The organism is Allobosea sp. FW305-C-101 (genome assembly GCF_058783685.1).
In genome coordinates this window covers 16,209-30,378 of the sequence record NZ_JBYSYT010000004.1, presented here as the reverse complement: position 1 = coordinate 30,378, position 14,170 = coordinate 16,209, and the positions used below count along the sequence as shown (strand labels likewise).

General features: G+C 65.4%; 11 protein-coding genes and 1 pseudogene. 9 read left to right on the top strand and 3 right to left on the bottom strand.

The genetic code is table 11. The annotated features are described in order from the left end of the window. Positions 1–78 precede the first annotated feature (78 nt). Both AC3WMA_RS17575 and AC3WMA_RS17570 read right to left on the bottom strand, forming a co-directional pair. On the bottom strand, positions 79–1,764 hold the full coding sequence (locus tag AC3WMA_RS17575) for a GMC family oxidoreductase (RefSeq protein ID WP_492286648.1): 1,686 nt from the start codon (positions 1,762–1,764) through the stop codon (positions 79–81). Further along, complete coding sequence (locus tag AC3WMA_RS17570; protein ID WP_492286647.1) at positions 1,761–2,981, bottom strand: enolase C-terminal domain-like protein; 1,221 nt, start codon at positions 2,979–2,981, stop codon at positions 1,761–1,763. The genes AC3WMA_RS17575 and AC3WMA_RS17570 overlap by 4 nt, the downstream gene beginning before the upstream one ends. 99 nt (positions 2,982–3,080) lie before the next feature. Here AC3WMA_RS17570 and AC3WMA_RS17565 point away from each other — a divergent pair, with 99 nt between their 5' ends. The 7 genes from AC3WMA_RS17565 to AC3WMA_RS17535 are packed head-to-tail and all read left to right on the top strand — an operon-like array spanning position 3,081 to position 9,113. Beyond that, a complete protein-coding gene (locus AC3WMA_RS17565; RefSeq protein WP_492286646.1) occupies positions 3,081–3,767 on the top strand; it encodes a FadR/GntR family transcriptional regulator in 687 nt (228 codons plus the stop codon). A 29-nt stretch (positions 3,768–3,796) separates the two neighbouring features. Further along, positions 3,797–5,092 carry an ABC transporter substrate-binding protein gene (locus tag AC3WMA_RS17560; protein ID WP_492286645.1) on the top strand — a complete coding sequence of 432 codons (1,296 nt, stop codon included), beginning with the start codon at positions 3,797–3,799 and terminating at the stop codon, positions 5,090–5,092. Between the two features lie 6 nt (positions 5,093–5,098). Continuing rightward, positions 5,099–6,016, top strand: a complete 918-nt coding sequence (locus AC3WMA_RS17555; protein ID WP_492286644.1) for a carbohydrate ABC transporter permease — start codon at positions 5,099–5,101, stop codon at positions 6,014–6,016. Beyond that, positions 6,013–6,834, top strand: coding sequence for a carbohydrate ABC transporter permease (locus AC3WMA_RS17550; RefSeq protein ID WP_492286643.1), 822 nt, complete (start codon positions 6,013–6,015; stop codon positions 6,832–6,834). The genes AC3WMA_RS17555 and AC3WMA_RS17550 overlap by 4 nt, the downstream gene beginning before the upstream one ends. Before the next feature lie 5 nt (positions 6,835–6,839). After that, the gene (locus tag AC3WMA_RS17545; RefSeq protein ID WP_492286642.1) at positions 6,840–7,952 is read left to right on the top strand and encodes an ABC transporter ATP-binding protein; all 1,113 of its coding nucleotides are present in this window, start codon (positions 6,840–6,842) and stop codon (positions 7,950–7,952) included. 4 nt (positions 7,953–7,956) lie between these two features. Continuing rightward, entirely contained in the window at positions 7,957–8,703 is a 747-nt protein-coding gene (locus tag AC3WMA_RS17540; RefSeq protein WP_492286641.1) for an SDR family NAD(P)-dependent oxidoreductase, read from the top strand. Positions 8,704–8,717: 14 nt separating this feature from the next. Then, the gene (locus tag AC3WMA_RS17535) at positions 8,718–9,113 is read left to right on the top strand and encodes a GlcG/HbpS family heme-binding protein (protein ID WP_492286640.1); all 396 of its coding nucleotides are present in this window, start codon (positions 8,718–8,720) and stop codon (positions 9,111–9,113) included. A 133-nt stretch (positions 9,114–9,246) separates the two neighbouring features. On the opposite strand, the gene AC3WMA_RS17530 is transcribed toward AC3WMA_RS17535, so the two are convergent. Further along, complete coding sequence (locus AC3WMA_RS17530; RefSeq protein WP_492286639.1) at positions 9,247–11,013, bottom strand: recombinase family protein; 1,767 nt, start codon at positions 11,011–11,013, stop codon at positions 9,247–9,249. Positions 11,014–11,030: 17 nt separating this feature from the next. Between AC3WMA_RS17530 and AC3WMA_RS17525 the strand changes: the two are divergent. Further along, positions 11,031–11,936 (top strand): annotated as a pseudogene (locus AC3WMA_RS17525) (YifB family Mg chelatase-like AAA ATPase); the annotation flags it as partial. Positions 11,937–12,028: 92 nt separating this feature from the next. Further along, complete coding sequence (locus AC3WMA_RS17520; protein WP_492286638.1) at positions 12,029–14,122, top strand: hybrid sensor histidine kinase/response regulator; 2,094 nt, start codon at positions 12,029–12,031, stop codon at positions 14,120–14,122. Positions 14,123–14,170: the final 48 nt, after the last annotated feature.

Below are 14,170 nucleotides of genomic sequence, written 5' to 3'. Positions count from 1 at the left end.
AACCTTCTATCCGCCGGAAAAGCTTGGAAGCAGCGAATTGAATTCGCCGCCGAGATGGTTCCACGCCATGGAGCTACGTCAGATCAGCCCGTCAGCGAGTTTCTCCGACAGCATGATGGTTGGGAGGTTGGTGTTGGCTCGCGGTACGCAGGGCATGATCGAAGCATCAATCACATGCAGTCCCTCGACGCCGTGGACGGCGCCGTCTTGTGGCGAGACGACGGCAGTCTCGTCGTCGGCGCGCCCCATTCGGCAAGTGCCGGAGGGATGATAGCCGCCGATGGTGTGTTTGCGGATCATCTCCTCCATTGCATCGTCATCCTCCAAGGCGGTCGGGATGTCGTCGCCGCTGGCGAAGAGGCGGTCGACAAGCAGTTTGCGCAGAGGCGCCGGCCCCTCGGTCAGAAGCGCTGGACCGAGCGTGACCAGCCAGTTGCGCAGGCTGACGCCTCCGACGAGCTTGGCCATGGCACCATGGGTCGCGGCAAAAGGATCGCTGCAGGCTTGCCGCAACTCGTTCGAGGCGTAGAGCGACCACATCCGCCGCACCGCCAGCTTCATCCGTGCCATGTCGCGCGGGTCGGACAGCATCTGGAAGGCGATCTCGGGGCGCCCGGCCGGGTTTTCCGGATTCAGCCGCAACCAGCCGGTGGAATAAGGCTTGTTGATCCAGCTGAAGAGCGAACCGATGCGCCTGCCGATTGGATGCCACGCCGATTTCGATACGACGACCATGAACATGTCGCCATGCCCGCAGCCCTCGACCTCGGAAGAATAGCGCCAGGCCGCCTGGACATGGCGCCGGGGCGTTTTGCCCAGACGATACCCGCGCCGAATCCAGGAGGACATCGCCAACGAGGGATGCTCGTTGAGGTTCTGGCCGACGCCCGGCAGATGATGGAGGACCGCGACGCCTGCGTCTGCCAGGCGGGTGGCCTCGCCGATACCGGCCCGCAGAAGCATCGCAGGACTTTCCAGTGCGCCGGCGGACAAGATCACCCGGCGCGCCGCAATGCGTTCTTCCCCGATCTGGACGCCGATGCAGCGCCGACCTTCCATCATGACGCGATCGACCTTGATGCCAGAGCGGACCGTGAGGTTCGGGCGACGGCGGGTCGAGGCGTCGAGATAGCCCATCGCGGCCGAGCGGCGCGAGCGACGATCCGTCGTCAGCGACATCGGGAACCAGCCATCCTCGAAGACGGCATTCTGGTCGCCGATGTTGCGATAGCCCTCGGCCGTCAGCGCCTGCATCGTGGCGCGGGTGAAGCCGGGCCATTCCTCGGGCATCACGCGGCTGATCGCGATCGGGCCGGACGAGCCGTGCTGCGGCCCATCATAGTCCATGTCGGTCTCAAGCTTGCGGAAATAGGGTAGAACCCCTTCCCAGCCCCAGCCCTCGGCGCCGAGGGCGGCCCATTCGTCGTAGTCGGCCGGGAGGCCGCGATTGCCGATCTCGCCATTCATGCTGGAGCCGCCGCCGATCACACGCGGCTGGATGTAGGGTTTTGCCGGTGATCGCTCCGGATCATTGTGCGAGACCGGCATCAGCCGGGCGCGCAGATCGCGCCACTGATAATCGGGGTTGAACGCAGCGCGATAAGGATAGACGTCGCGGATCTCCTCCGGCTCCTGGCCCGGCTCGAAATCGGGGCCAGCTTCGACCAGGAGAACACGGTTTTTCCCCGAAGCCGAGAGCCGGTTGGCCAGCACGCAGCCCGCCGGCCCGGCGCCGACGATGATGTCATCATAGGCTGCGGTCATTTTGCGGTTCCGCCGCCCTTCTTCAGGGTGAATTCCTGATAGTCAGTGCGGTTGGCAAGGATGTAGTCCCAATCGTACTCGACGCCGAGGCCGGCACCATCGGGAACCGGCATGCAGCCGTCCGCGCCGATATCCTCCAGTGCATCGCTGTAGCCGGAGCCGAAGACCGGCGGCACGGGGTTGGCCACACCGGGAGCGACAAGAGAGAGCTCGTACCAGCTCGAATTGCGCATCGCGGACATGCAATGACGCTGCGCCGGGCCGGCGGCGTGGATCTCGCAGTCGAGACCGAAGGCCTCGGCCAGATGCGCGACCTTCATCGTGCCGGTGATGCCCATGTCGTAGTCGGGGTCGACGCGCATGTAGTCCGTGGCCCGATCGCGGAGCCAGGCCGCCTTGCTTTCGAGGCCGCGCACATGCTCGGTCAGCATCAGCGGGGTTCGCACGTTCTCCTTAAGCTGCCGGGCTGCATGGGGGGACCAGCCGGCATCCATGAACGGGTCCTCGTACCAGAGATAGCCGCCCTCATCGCAGGCCTTGCCGACATAGATCGCGTCGGCCAGCGTACGCAGCTCGCTCGCGGCGTCGTACATCAGCTCCATCCGATCGCCGACGCGCCTGGCGCAGAGCAGCAGATTCGCGGCCTCCTCCTTCGGGTCGCCCTCGCCCCAACCGTGGATCTTGTAGCCGCGATAGCCGAGCGCGAGACATTCCTCGGCGAAATCGGCATAAGCCTCGATGCTGTCGAGAATCCCGTCGCGGCCGCCGTTCAACGTACTGGCGTAAGTCGGAAGCCGCTGGCGATAACCGCCCAAGAGCCGCCAGACCGGACGATCGACCGCCTTTCCGGCCAAGTCCCACAGCGCGATGTCCAGGGCCGAATGCCCGATCGCCATGTAGTGGCGGTGGGCACGCTTCAGCTTGTTGTAGATCGCTTCGCGCTCCTCAGCATCCTCGCCCAGGATCAGGCCGGCAGCGGCCTTCACCTGCCCGACCATGACGCCGTTCTTGCCGCTATGGACGCTGCAGTATTCGCCGCGATGCCCACCTTCGGTCTCGATCCGAACCGCAAAGGCGGTCAATCGCGACTGCGCGCCCTTCATCACGCTGCGGTTGCCGCTGGCATCCACGCCGAGGCCGTCGACCGTATAGCCGAACTCATGGACCTCAACCCGTGCGATCCGCGCTTCCGGCCGCGAGCCGATCAATCTGTTCATGGCGGTTCCTGACAATTTCAGCTTGCAACTGGAAAATCTGTATGACAACTTGATTTTAAGCAGACTGATTTAGCGCCGTCAACGGGACAAGCCGCCAGGATGGACACGGAAGAAAGCCGCTCCGCGGTCGCGTACAGGCAGATCGCCGGCTATATCGACAATGTCGCGGATGGCGCGCGGTTGCCGCCCGAGGCAGATTTTGCCGAGATGTTCGGCCTGTCGCGGGCCAGCATTCGGGAGGCGCTGGCGCGGCTGCGCGCCGAGGGTGTTGTGCGTTCGCGCAAGGGCTCTGGCACCTATGCGATGCGCAGTGGCGGCGCGCCCGAAATGGTCCGGCTTTCGGCAATTTCCTCGGTGCGCGAACTCGCCCAATGGCATGAGGTTCGGCTCGCCCTGGAAAGCGAGGTCGCGGCGCTGGCCGCCGATCGGCGGACCGAGGAGGACCTCGCGCGGCTCGTGGCGGCGCAGGAGGCGCTGCTCGCCAGTCTGCTGACCGGGCGGGGCGAGCGGGAGGATGTCGCCTTCCATGCTGCCTTGGCGGTCTGCGCCCATAATCCCAAGCTGTCCGACGCACTGGGGCGCCTGACCTCGCACATCTTCAGCTGGGGCAATCTTTCGGCGCAGCGCTCCGTGCTCACCATGGCGGAGCGCCGCGAGCTGATCGCTCTCGAGCACGGCGCCATCGTCGCCGCCGTCGCCGCGCGAGACGGGGATCGGGCCCGCGCCGAGATGCGCCGCCACCTTCTGGCCGGCCGCACGCGCGTGCTCAGCGACCTGCAGATGTAAGCCAAAGAAGCAATCGGGGAAGAACGCTCATGAAATCAATGATCTTCGACAGAAGGTCCCTGCTGCGCACGGGGGCCGCGGGGTTGGCGCTGGCGGGCCTGCCGAAGCAGGTGGCGGCACAGGCTCTTTCGGGTACGGTCCGAGTCTGGACCTTTTTGGGGGCCGACGGGCAATCGCCGCGTGAAGTCGTGCTGCGCGAGATCATCAAGCGCTTCAAGGCGAAACATCCCGGCGTCGAGGTCAGGATCGAAGCCCAGCCCTTCCAGGAGCTCGAGGTGAAATTCGTCGCCGCCTCGGCCCAGAACCGCGCGCCCGACGTGATCTGGATGCGCGACACTTTCCTCGATCTCGTGCAACAGCGCGGGGCGCTCGCCAATCTCGACGACCTGCTCTCGGCCGATTTCAAGGCGAAGGCGCTTCCTGATCTCTTCCCGGTCTTCGTCGAGAAATCGGTCTTCAACAAGAAGCGTACCTCCCTGCCGATCTGGCCGAGCCCGGCCCAAGCGATCTTCTACCGCAAGGATGCGCTGGCCGAGCTCGGCCTCGATGCCCCGCCCCTCACCTGGGATGCCTTCATTGCCGCCGCTGGCAAGCTGACCAAGGGCGAACGACTGGGCTTCGGCCTGCCGACCAACGACAACAGCGTCTCGGCCTTCATCAACATCATGACCGGCTTTGGCCCCTCGATCTTCGATGCGGCCACCGGGCAATTCAACGTCACCGGCTCCGAGGCCAAGGAAGCCGCCAATGTTGTCAGACAGCTTGTGGCGAATGGCGCGCTCTCGCCAACGCTGCTGAATGCGATGGGCGACGATATCCAGGACCAGTTCGCCTCCGGCCGCTTCGCCATGGTGCAGGCCTTCGCGCCGCGCTTCCAGCAGTACAAGCAGATCGCCGCCGGCTATAGTGGCAAGGACCTGGCTGTCTCGGCCTGGCCTGCCTTCGGCACGCGCCCGCCCGCGGTTCTGCTCGGCCCGTACTGGACGGTGGGCGTATCCGCCAAATCGGCCAATCCGGCCGCGGCGACTGCTTTCGTCGAGAGCCTGTTCGGCGAAGAGGCATCGCTGGAATGGGCGAAGACCGCAGGCCTCGTGCCCGATCGGCGCTCAGTGCTGAAGGACCCCTATTTCGCGACACCGGCCGCGTCCGACATCCACGCCTTCAACGCGCTGCTCTCGGCGCCGGGCGTGATGACCTTCCCGCAGCGCATGCCCAATATCACCAAAGTCTTCCCGGTGATGAACACGGCCTTGCAGGAGCTGATCGGCACCAAGGAAAGCGTGGACGCCATTCTCGAACGGGCCAAATCCACGTTGGGCTGGTAGCGCGCCATGCATACCATGCCTCTCGCGAAGCCGCGGAGCCTCGACGCCGTCGCGCGCCAGGCCCGGCTGGTGGGTTCGTCGCTGGTGGCGCCGGCCCTGCTGCTGGTCATCGCCATCAACATCCTGCCAGCGCTCTATGGATTCTACCTGAGCCTCCACAAGGTCTTCTTTTTCGGGAACGAAGGCTTCATCGGCCTCGGCAACTATGTCGAGCTGTTCCGCGATCCCTTCACCTGGCAGGCGATCGGCCGGTCGCTGCTCTTCACCTTTGCCGCGCTGACGGTCGCCGTGCCGCTGGCTCTGCTGGCGGCGATGGGAATACGGCGGCTGGGCCGCTGGGGCAGCGTTCTGCTGACGGTCCTGCTGGTGCCCTGGGCGATGAGCCCGATCGTCGTCGCGCTCTTGTGGAAGTGGATTCTCGTGCCGTCGCCCGGCGGGCTGGTCGGCGCGGCCTTCAATGCCTTCGGCCGGCCGCCGCAGGACCTCCTCACCGATCCGCTGCTGGCCATGCCGACGCTGGTCATCGTCGCGGTCTGGCGCAATTTCGCTTTCGCCACGATCATCCTGATCGGTGGCCTGGGTCAGATCCCGCGCGACCTCTACAAGGCAGCGGCGGTCGATGGGCTCGACGCCTGGGAAAGCTTCCGCAAGATCACATTGCCGCTGCTCGCGCCCTCGCTGCTGATCGTGATCTCGATGCTGACCATCAGCTATTTCAACGAGGTGCAGCTCATTATCGGCCTGACCGGTGGCGGCCCGATCCGGCAGACCAGCACATTGGCTTACGCCCTTTACCACACCGGTTTCGTCGAGCTCGACCAAGGGCGAGGCAATGCCATCGCGGCGGTGATGTTCCTGATCAATATGGGGCTGATCGCCATCTATATCCGCATCCTGGGCAAGCAGCCGGGAGCTGCCGCATGAAGATCCTGTCGCGCGTCTCGCTGCTGATCGCCTGCCTGCTGGCCGGCATCGTCGCCCTCGGTCCGATCCTCTGGGCGGCCTCGACCTCGTTCAAGGCGACCAATCGCATCTTCGCGGTTCCTCCAGAGCTCCTGCCGCACAGCCCGACCGTGGAGCATTACGTCAAACTGGTGGCGGAGGGCGTCCACTGGGCCTTCCTGAACAGCTCCGTCTATACGGTCGTTGCCGTGCTGATCGCCCTAATTCTCGGCGCGACCGCGGGTTACGCGTTGATGCGCTACCCCGTAGCGGCGAAGCCCGCGGTGCTGCTCGTCTTCCTCGGCACGATGGCGGTGCCCGGCTTCGCCGTACTCCTGCCGACGCAGATGCTGGCGACCAGCATCGGCCTGCACAACACCTGGGCGATCCTGCCGATCCTCTATGCCGGGCACATCCTGCCCTTCGCGGTCTGGGTCACCCGCTCGCATTTCGCCACCGTCCCGCGCGAGCTGGAGCAGGCCGCCGAGATGGACGGCTATTCGCGGGCCCAGGCCGTCTGGAAGATCGTGCTTCCCGGCGCGAAGCCGGCGCTGCTGGCCGCGGCGACCTTCGGGTTCCTGCATTGCTGGAACGACTACGTCACCGGATCGACCATGGTGGATGCGCCGGAGCTGCGCACGCTCCAGGTCGCGCTGATCTTCTTCCAGGGCTTCCACGGCCGCGACTGGGGCTCGCTGATGGCGGGCGTGATCATCGCGACGATCCCGCCGGTGGTGGTCTTCCTCCTGTTCAGAAAATTCCTGATCGGTGGTTTCGCCGACGGGTCCGTCAAAGGCTGAATCACATGACCGAGGTACGGCCGAACACGGCCCAATCCGTTCGCTTCCGCAATGTCGGGAAGAGCTACGGCTCCGGCTGGGCGGTGTCGGGCGTCAATATCGCCATCGAGCCCGGGCAGTTCGTCACGCTGCTCGGCCCCTCCGGCTGCGGCAAGAGCACGACCCTCAACATGATCGCCGGGCTGGAGACGCCGACCGAGGGCCAGATCATGATCGGCGACCGCGACGTCACCACGATGAAACCGGCCGATCGCGACATCGCCATGGTGTTCCAGTCCTATGCGCTCTACCCGCATATGACGCTCTACGAGAACATCGCCTTCCCCTTGAGGGCGCGCCGGCGCCGCACGCCCGAGGCGGAAGTCGACCGCAAGGTCCGCGCCGCCGTGAAGATGCTCGGCCTCGAGACGATGCTCGACCGTTTTCCGCGCCAGATCTCGGGCGGCCAGCGCCAGCGTGTCGCCCTCGGCCGCGCCATGGTGCGGACGCCGACCGTCTATCTGCTGGACGAGCCGCTCTCGAATCTCGACCAGCAATTGCGGGTTCAGATGCGTTCCGAGCTGAAGGACATCCACCAGCGCCTCGGCGCCACCATGCTCTATGTCACCCATGACCAGAGCGAGGCGATGACCCTGTCGGATCTTGTCGTGGTCATGTCTAACGGCCGGATCGAGCAGGCCGGAAGCCCGCGCGAACTCTACAACAATCCCGCAAATCTCTTCGTCGCCCGCTTCCTCGGTGAACCCGGCATGAACACTCTCGACGGCGAGGCCGAGGCCGGCAGGCTGCGGGGGCCCGGCTTCGATGTCGAGCTACCGGCGCTGGCGCAGAAAGCTGGGCGCAGGATTTCGATGGGAGTCCGGCCCGAGGACCTCCGGCATGATATGAGCGCGGCAGCAGCCATCCGCGGCACGGTCCGCACCGTCGAGTATCTGGGCTCGCGCAGCCTTGTCCGCGTCGAGGTGGGCGATCGCCTGATCGCAGCCTTCCTTCCGCCTTCCATCGACCTTCCGAGCGGAGCGGCCATCGGCCTGTCGCCGGCCGATCCGGACAAGGCGCGCTTCTTCGAAACCGAGAGCGGCGCCTCGCTGCACCATACCCAGAACCTTGCGGGCTGACCCCATGAACAGGATTTCCCTTGACGATCAGGTCGCGGTCGTCACCGGCGGCGCCCAGGGACTGGGTCTCGCCATCGCCAAGCGGCTGATTGCGTCGGGCGCGCGCGTCAGCCTCTGGGATCGCGACGCGGACGAATTGAAGAAGGCGCTGGCGCTGCTGGGCGCGGCAGCTTCCGCCAAGCAGGTCGACATCACTGATCTCGACGGCCTGACGCACGCCCATCGCGAAGTCGAAGCCGAAACCGGCCCGGTCTCGATCCTCGTCAACTCGGCCGGTATCGCCGGCGGCAACGCCCCGCTCGACGCCTATGACCCCGACGAGTGGCGCCGCGTCGTCGAGGTCAACCTGAACGGCACCTTCTATGTGAACAAAGTCGTCGTACCCGGCATGAAGGCGCGAAACTACGGCCGGATCGTCAATATCTCCTCGGTGGCGGGCAAGGAGGGCAATCCAAATCTCGCCGCCTATTCCGCCGCGAAGGCGGGCGTGATCGGCCTGACGAAATCGCTGGGCAAGGAGCTCGCCGGCTACGACATCGCGGTGAATGCGATCTCGCCCGCCACGGCCAAGACTCGCATCCTCGACACGCTGAAGCCGGAGTTCATCCAGTACATGCTGTCGCGAATTCCGCGCGCCCGCTTCCTTGAAGTCGACGAGGCCGCCGCCATGGTCGCATGGCTGGTCAGCCGCGAAAACAGCTTCACCACCGCCTCCGTCTTCGATCTCTCGGGCGGGCGCTGCACATACTGAGCACGGGAGGCACCATGACTCTGGAACGGGCGCAGGGCCTGATCGCCGCGGCTTTGGCCGCTGGCCGCGCACAGGGCGCACAGCCGCTGGCGGCCGTGGTCGTCGATGCCGGGGGCCATATCGTCGCATCAGCCCGAGAGGACGGGGCCACGATCGCCCGGCACGACTTCGCCCTGGCGAAGGCCTGGAGCTGCATCGCGCTCGGATTGGATACACGCGACCTCGTCAAAAGAGCGGAGGCGAATACAACCTTCTTCTCCGCAGCCGCGACACTCTTGTCCGGCAGGTTGCTCCCTGCTGCCGGCGGGGTATTGGTTCGCGAGGATGAACAGATCCTAGGCGCGCTCGGCGTCTCCGGCGACGCTGCTGGAGTGGACGACGCCTGCGCAGTCGCTGCGATTGGGCGGTGAACCAGCAAGCGCACGGGTTTCGCGAACGTCACTGTTTGGCGCGAATCAGAGTTGACCGCCCTTGGGGGCTATCGGGCATGCGCCCGATGTCCGCTTCAGGGCAGATATTCAAGGTCTGCTTCTGGCGCATACCCTAGGCGGCATCACATTCATCATCGTCGAGGCGGTCCGGGCGTCCTTCCAACGATCGCTGGAAGGCCAAGTCGGTATCGGGGTCGATACTGACGGCGTCCTTGCGAGCGATAATGATCGGGGGCGGTGACGATGCTCCACCATCAAGCCGGCGCACGGGTTTGAAAAACGCTTCGACACTGGAGCCCCCGAAAGCCAGTTTATCGATGCTCCTTCGAATGGCCTGAGCCATCTTCATGCGAATGTCGGCGACCTCATCGTCACCCGCGGCTTCCAGCCGGCTTTGAAGGGTGGCCAGCATTCGCCGATTCTCCGCTGCGGTCGGAAGAGCGGCCTGCTTAGCCTCTGACTCCGCAAATTCGCGGAGCTTCTTTTGCAGGGCAAGGATGGCGCGGGTGTACTCCTTGGAACGTTCTTCCAGCGTATCGTCGCCGTTCAACGCGAGACGGTTCGCCAAGTCTCGCTTTCTGCGGTACTCGGCGAGCTCATGCCGCCACCCTTCGGCGGTTTCACCAGTCACTGCTGGTGGAATAGCGGACGACCAATTGACCCAGCGGCCGCCGTCCAGGACCGAGGATTCGATGGCGTCTACACGCCACCGCACTTGGTTGCTGCAGCCAGCTCGGCGGTCGAAATTCGAACATAGAAAGTAGCGGGAGCCCTTGGGGTGCTTGCCCTTGTTGATTGTCTGCATTCGGCTCCCGCATTCACGGCAGACTCCGAGCCCAGTGAGCATGTTCACATAAGTCGACGGCACGCGTCCGCCGGCTTTGCGGCGGGAGCTAACTGCCTGCGCCGCCCTGTAGAACACCTCGCGGGGAATGATCGCTGGGAAATAGGTTGGAACCGGATCGCCGCTGGGTTCCCGGGCATGATGTCGCGGCTTGGTATGTGGCTGGACTTCGCCCAACACCGCGCGGTTCGTGAGGATCTTGTTGACCGCAGAGGCGTGCCATTTCACGGCTCTTCCAAAAGGCGGGATTGCGGGCCTCGCATCATTAAAGGCCCGCACGATCTGTCGCCGCCCGTAACCCTCAATTGTCATGTCAAATATGCGCTGGACGATCTCGACCCTACTGTCGATCACGACAATTTTTCGATCTTTCTTTCGTCCGACCACCTCTAGCCAGCCGGGAACGAGCTCGGTCATGACGCTCTGGTCTTTGCGAGCCATGGCCCGTTTGTCCTCCCAAGCCTCCTTGACCCGGATTGACTTGAGCACCGATTCCTCATGCGACCGGCATAATGACGACATCCATAGGAAGAGTTTGCCGTTGTCCTGAAGAGATTCGTAGGAATATTGCTGGCCGTCGATCAGCGAGACGATGATGACGCCCTTCTTAATCAGGCTCATCGTTAGCGGCATCGCATCCAAAACGTTGGATCGGGTGATGCGATCGAGAGACTCAACGAGCAGGTAGGTTCCTGAAGGAATCTGCCCAGCTTCCACCATCTTGAGGATCGAACTGAATCCCGCCGCGATGTTATTGAAGGCCGACTTGCCGGCATCCGTAATCGTTTCGTTAATGGGGATCCCCATTCGAGCGGACCAGTCGAGGGCCTGCTGCCGTTGCCGGCGGACGGTGTCGCCTTTTTTCTGCTCAAGGGTCGAGAACCGCATGTAGGAAATGGCGTAGGGACCGGCACTCTCAGGGGCCGATTTCGCTTTCGATCTCGCTGTTCTAGCCATCGTCCGGTCCTTCCAGTCCTGAAGGGCTGCGGCGCAATTCCTGCCGCAGAATCCTGAATTAATGCCGAAGATCGCCAAGGTCGGGAATGTGTCCAAACCTCCTGATGAACGGGCCGCCGGGGGCCGGCAAGTCGATGCTGGCGAGCCGCCTGCCCTCGATCCTGCCGCCGCTCGCGCCGCGCGAGCTGCTCGAAGTCTCGATGGTCCTCTCCGTCGCCGGGAAGCTGGCCGATGGCGCCTTGACCGACCGGCGGCCTTTCCGGGCGCCGCACCATTCCGCTTCGATGGCAGCGCTCGTCGGGGGGGGCTTGCAGGCTCGTCCGGGCGAGGTCTCGCTGGCTCATCACGGCGTGCTTTTCCTCGACGAATTGCCGGAATTTCAGCCGCAGGCGCTCGATGCCCTGCGCCAGCCGATGGAGACCGGAGACGTCCTGATCTCCCGCGCCAATCACCGCGTCGTCTATCCCGCGCGTTTCCAGCTCGTCGCCGCAATGAACCCCTGCCGCTGCGGTCGGGCGACCGAACCTGGCTACGCCTGTCGCCGCCAGCCGAACGACCGCTGCATGGCGCAGTACCAGGCGCGCGTCTCCGGCCCACTGCTCGACCGGATCGACATTGCGATCGACGTGCCTGCTGTCACGGCGGCGGATCTGATCCGGCCGGCCACGGGCGAGAGCTCGGCGACGGTCGCGGCGCGTGTCGCCGCCGCTCGCCGCATTCAGGCGGCGCGTTTCGAGGAACTCGGTCTCGGCCACGTCCTGACCAATGCCGCCTGTCCGGTCCCGGTGATCGAAGAGGTCGCGCGGCCGGACAATGCCGGGCTCGCGCTCCTGCGCGACGCCGCCGAGGCTTTGCGATTGACCGCGCGCGCCTATCACCGCGTATTGAAGGTCGCCCGCACCCTTGCCGATCTCGACAACGAGGCGAAGGTCGGCCGGCGTCATCTCGCGGAAGCCTTGTCTTACCGGGCGCGTGGCGAGGATCTCGTGCAGGCCGCCTGAGGCCGAGGGTTAACGGACCCTCCTCTCCAACCGGTCGAATTCGCGGCTTTCCCCGGCCGCTTTTTCAAGGCGATCTGCGTAGATCGAAGGGCATGGCTTCTTCGATCTGGTCATGGCTTTCTCTTGCGCTCGTAGCGCTGCTCCTTTCGGCTGCGTGGGGCGTTCTGTCGCTGCTGCGCCAGCGTGACGGCCTGCGCCGGCAAGTGACGGGCCTCGCCCATGATGCCGAGGCCCTCAACGACCGGCTCTGGAATCTCGCCGACAGCGAAGAGCGCTATCGCAGCCTGATCGAGGCCCAGGGCGACCTGATCGTCCGGCGGGACGGAGCGCTGATCGTCTATGCCAATCGGGCCTATGCGGCTTTGTTCGGTGCGGGAGAGCAGGATCTCGTCGGCAGCGAGATGCTGCTGCCGCAGCTCGCCAGCCGGCCGCTCGTGCTGCTGGAAGGCGGCGCCCGCAGCTTCGACGAATGCCTCGCGACCTATGAAGGCGAGCGCTGGATCTCCTGGGTCGAGACTGCCGTGCCCGGCCCGGACGGCCGCACGCTGATCCAGCGCGTCGGCCGCGACATCACGGCGCGCATCGCCAGCGAAGATGCGCTGGTCGAGGCGCGGGCGCGGGCGGAAGCCGCGAACGAGGCGAAATCGCGCTTCCTCGCGACCGTCAGCCATGAATTCCGCACGCCGCTCAACGGTATTCTCGGCATGGCCGACCTCCTGACCGATACCGGCCCGGATGCCGAGCAGGCGACCTATGTCGCGGCCCTGCGCACCTCCGGCGAGGCGCTGCTGGCGCTGGTCGACGACATCCTCGATTTCGCCAAGGTCGAGGCCGGCAAGCTGGAGCTGGTCGCGGAGCCCTTCGACCTCGTCCAGCTCGTCGAGACCGTCGCGGAGCTGATGGCGCCGCGCGCACAGGCCAAGGGGCTGGAGCTCGCCGCCCATATCGCGCCCGACCTGCCGGCGAGGCTGGTCGGCGATCGCGACCGTTTGCGCCAGATCCTGCTGAACCTCGTCGGCAATGCCGTGAAGTTCACGGAAGCGGGCGGTGTGGGGCTCAGCCTCGTCCAGGTTGGGGATCGCATCGAGATCACCATCGCGGATACCGGGCCGGGCATTCCGGCCGACCGGCTCGACACGATCTTCGGCGAGTTCGAGCAGCTCGACCACGGCGCGGCCGCGCGGCAGCCCGGCACCGGGCTCGGCCTTGCGATCGTGCGCCGTCTCGCGCGCCTGATGGGTGGCGAGGTCAGGGTCGAAAGCCGGCTTGGCGAGGGCGCCACCTTTCGTGTCATCCTGCCTCTTCAGGCCGCGTCCGACACGCCGGAAGCGCGGATCCCGCATTGGCCGGACCAGCATGTCCTGCTCGTCTCGCCGGCGCCTTTCGCGGTCCGCTTTCTGGCCGAAACCATCCGGACGACCGGCGCATCCGTCTCGGTCGCCGGCACGGTCGAGGCCGCGCGCGCGAAGCTTGCCGGGGCAATCCCGGTCACGGCTGTGCTGATCGATCATGCGCTCGGTGATGTGCCGGCAAAGGAATTCGCGGGAGCCGTGGCGGAGGCTGGCATCCGGGACTGCCTGATCCTGTTGTCGCCCCATGCGCGCCGCCAGTTCGGATCGCCTCAGGCGGCAGGTTTCACCGGCTTTCTGATCAAGCCGGTGCGGACGCGCTCGCTCTACGAGCAGCTTGGAAATCGCTTCCAGCCGGGGCGGCCGGTGATGGTTGGTGCTGCGTTATCCGGCGCTATGCCGATGCGGCAGCCGGGCACTGGCCTGACGGTACTGGTCGCGGAAGACAACGAGATCAACGCACTGCTCGCGACACGCACGCTGGAGCGCTTCGGCTGCACGGCGATCTGGGCGCGCGACGGGCGCGAGGCCCTGAAGCGCGTGGATGCGAGCTTTGCCGGCGTGGCGCCGCCACTGGCGCTGGCCCTGCTCGATGTGCGGATGCCGGTGATGACAGGGCTCGATTGCGCCCGCGCCATCCGCGCGCTGGAAAAGCGCCTCGGCCGCGGTGCGATGCTGCCGCTGGTGGCCGTCACCGCCAATGTGTCGGCCACCGACCGGGCCGCAGCCTTTGCGGCCGGGATGGATGATTGCCTGGCGAAACCACTGGAGCGCGAGGCCTTGCTGCGCTGGCTGGAGCGCGTGTCGCAAGGGTCGGCCGGCAGCCTGTCGGCTTGACGGCCGTCATCGCTCCGACGCAGTTTCGTCGCGAAGTTGTAAGATCAT

Excerpts from the sequence above, each read along its gene's own strand:
- AC3WMA_RS17550 (WP_492286643.1), top strand. The coding sequence starts at position 6,013 with ATGAAGATCCTGTCGCGCGTCTCGCTGCTGATCGCCTGCCTGCTGGCC.
- AC3WMA_RS17520 (WP_492286638.1), top strand. The coding sequence starts at position 12,029 with ATGGCTTCTTCGATCTGGTCATGGCTTTCTCTTGCGCTCGTAGCGCTG.
- AC3WMA_RS17555 (WP_492286644.1), top strand. The coding sequence starts at position 5,099 with ATGCATACCATGCCTCTCGCGAAGCCGCGGAGCCTCGACGCCGTCGCG.
- AC3WMA_RS17545 (WP_492286642.1), top strand. The coding sequence starts at position 6,840 with ATGACCGAGGTACGGCCGAACACGGCCCAATCCGTTCGCTTCCGCAAT.
- AC3WMA_RS17560 (WP_492286645.1), top strand. The coding sequence starts at position 3,797 with ATGAAATCAATGATCTTCGACAGAAGGTCCCTGCTGCGCACGGGGGCC.
- AC3WMA_RS17535 (WP_492286640.1), top strand. The coding sequence starts at position 8,718 with ATGACTCTGGAACGGGCGCAGGGCCTGATCGCCGCGGCTTTGGCCGCT.
- AC3WMA_RS17570 (WP_492286647.1), bottom strand. The coding sequence starts at position 2,981 with ATGAACAGATTGATCGGCTCGCGGCCGGAAGCGCGGATCGCACGGGTT.
- AC3WMA_RS17575 (WP_492286648.1), bottom strand. The coding sequence starts at position 1,764 with ATGACCGCAGCCTATGATGACATCATCGTCGGCGCCGGGCCGGCGGGC.
- AC3WMA_RS17540 (WP_492286641.1), top strand. The coding sequence starts at position 7,957 with ATGAACAGGATTTCCCTTGACGATCAGGTCGCGGTCGTCACCGGCGGC.
- AC3WMA_RS17565 (WP_492286646.1), top strand. The coding sequence starts at position 3,081 with ATGGACACGGAAGAAAGCCGCTCCGCGGTCGCGTACAGGCAGATCGCC.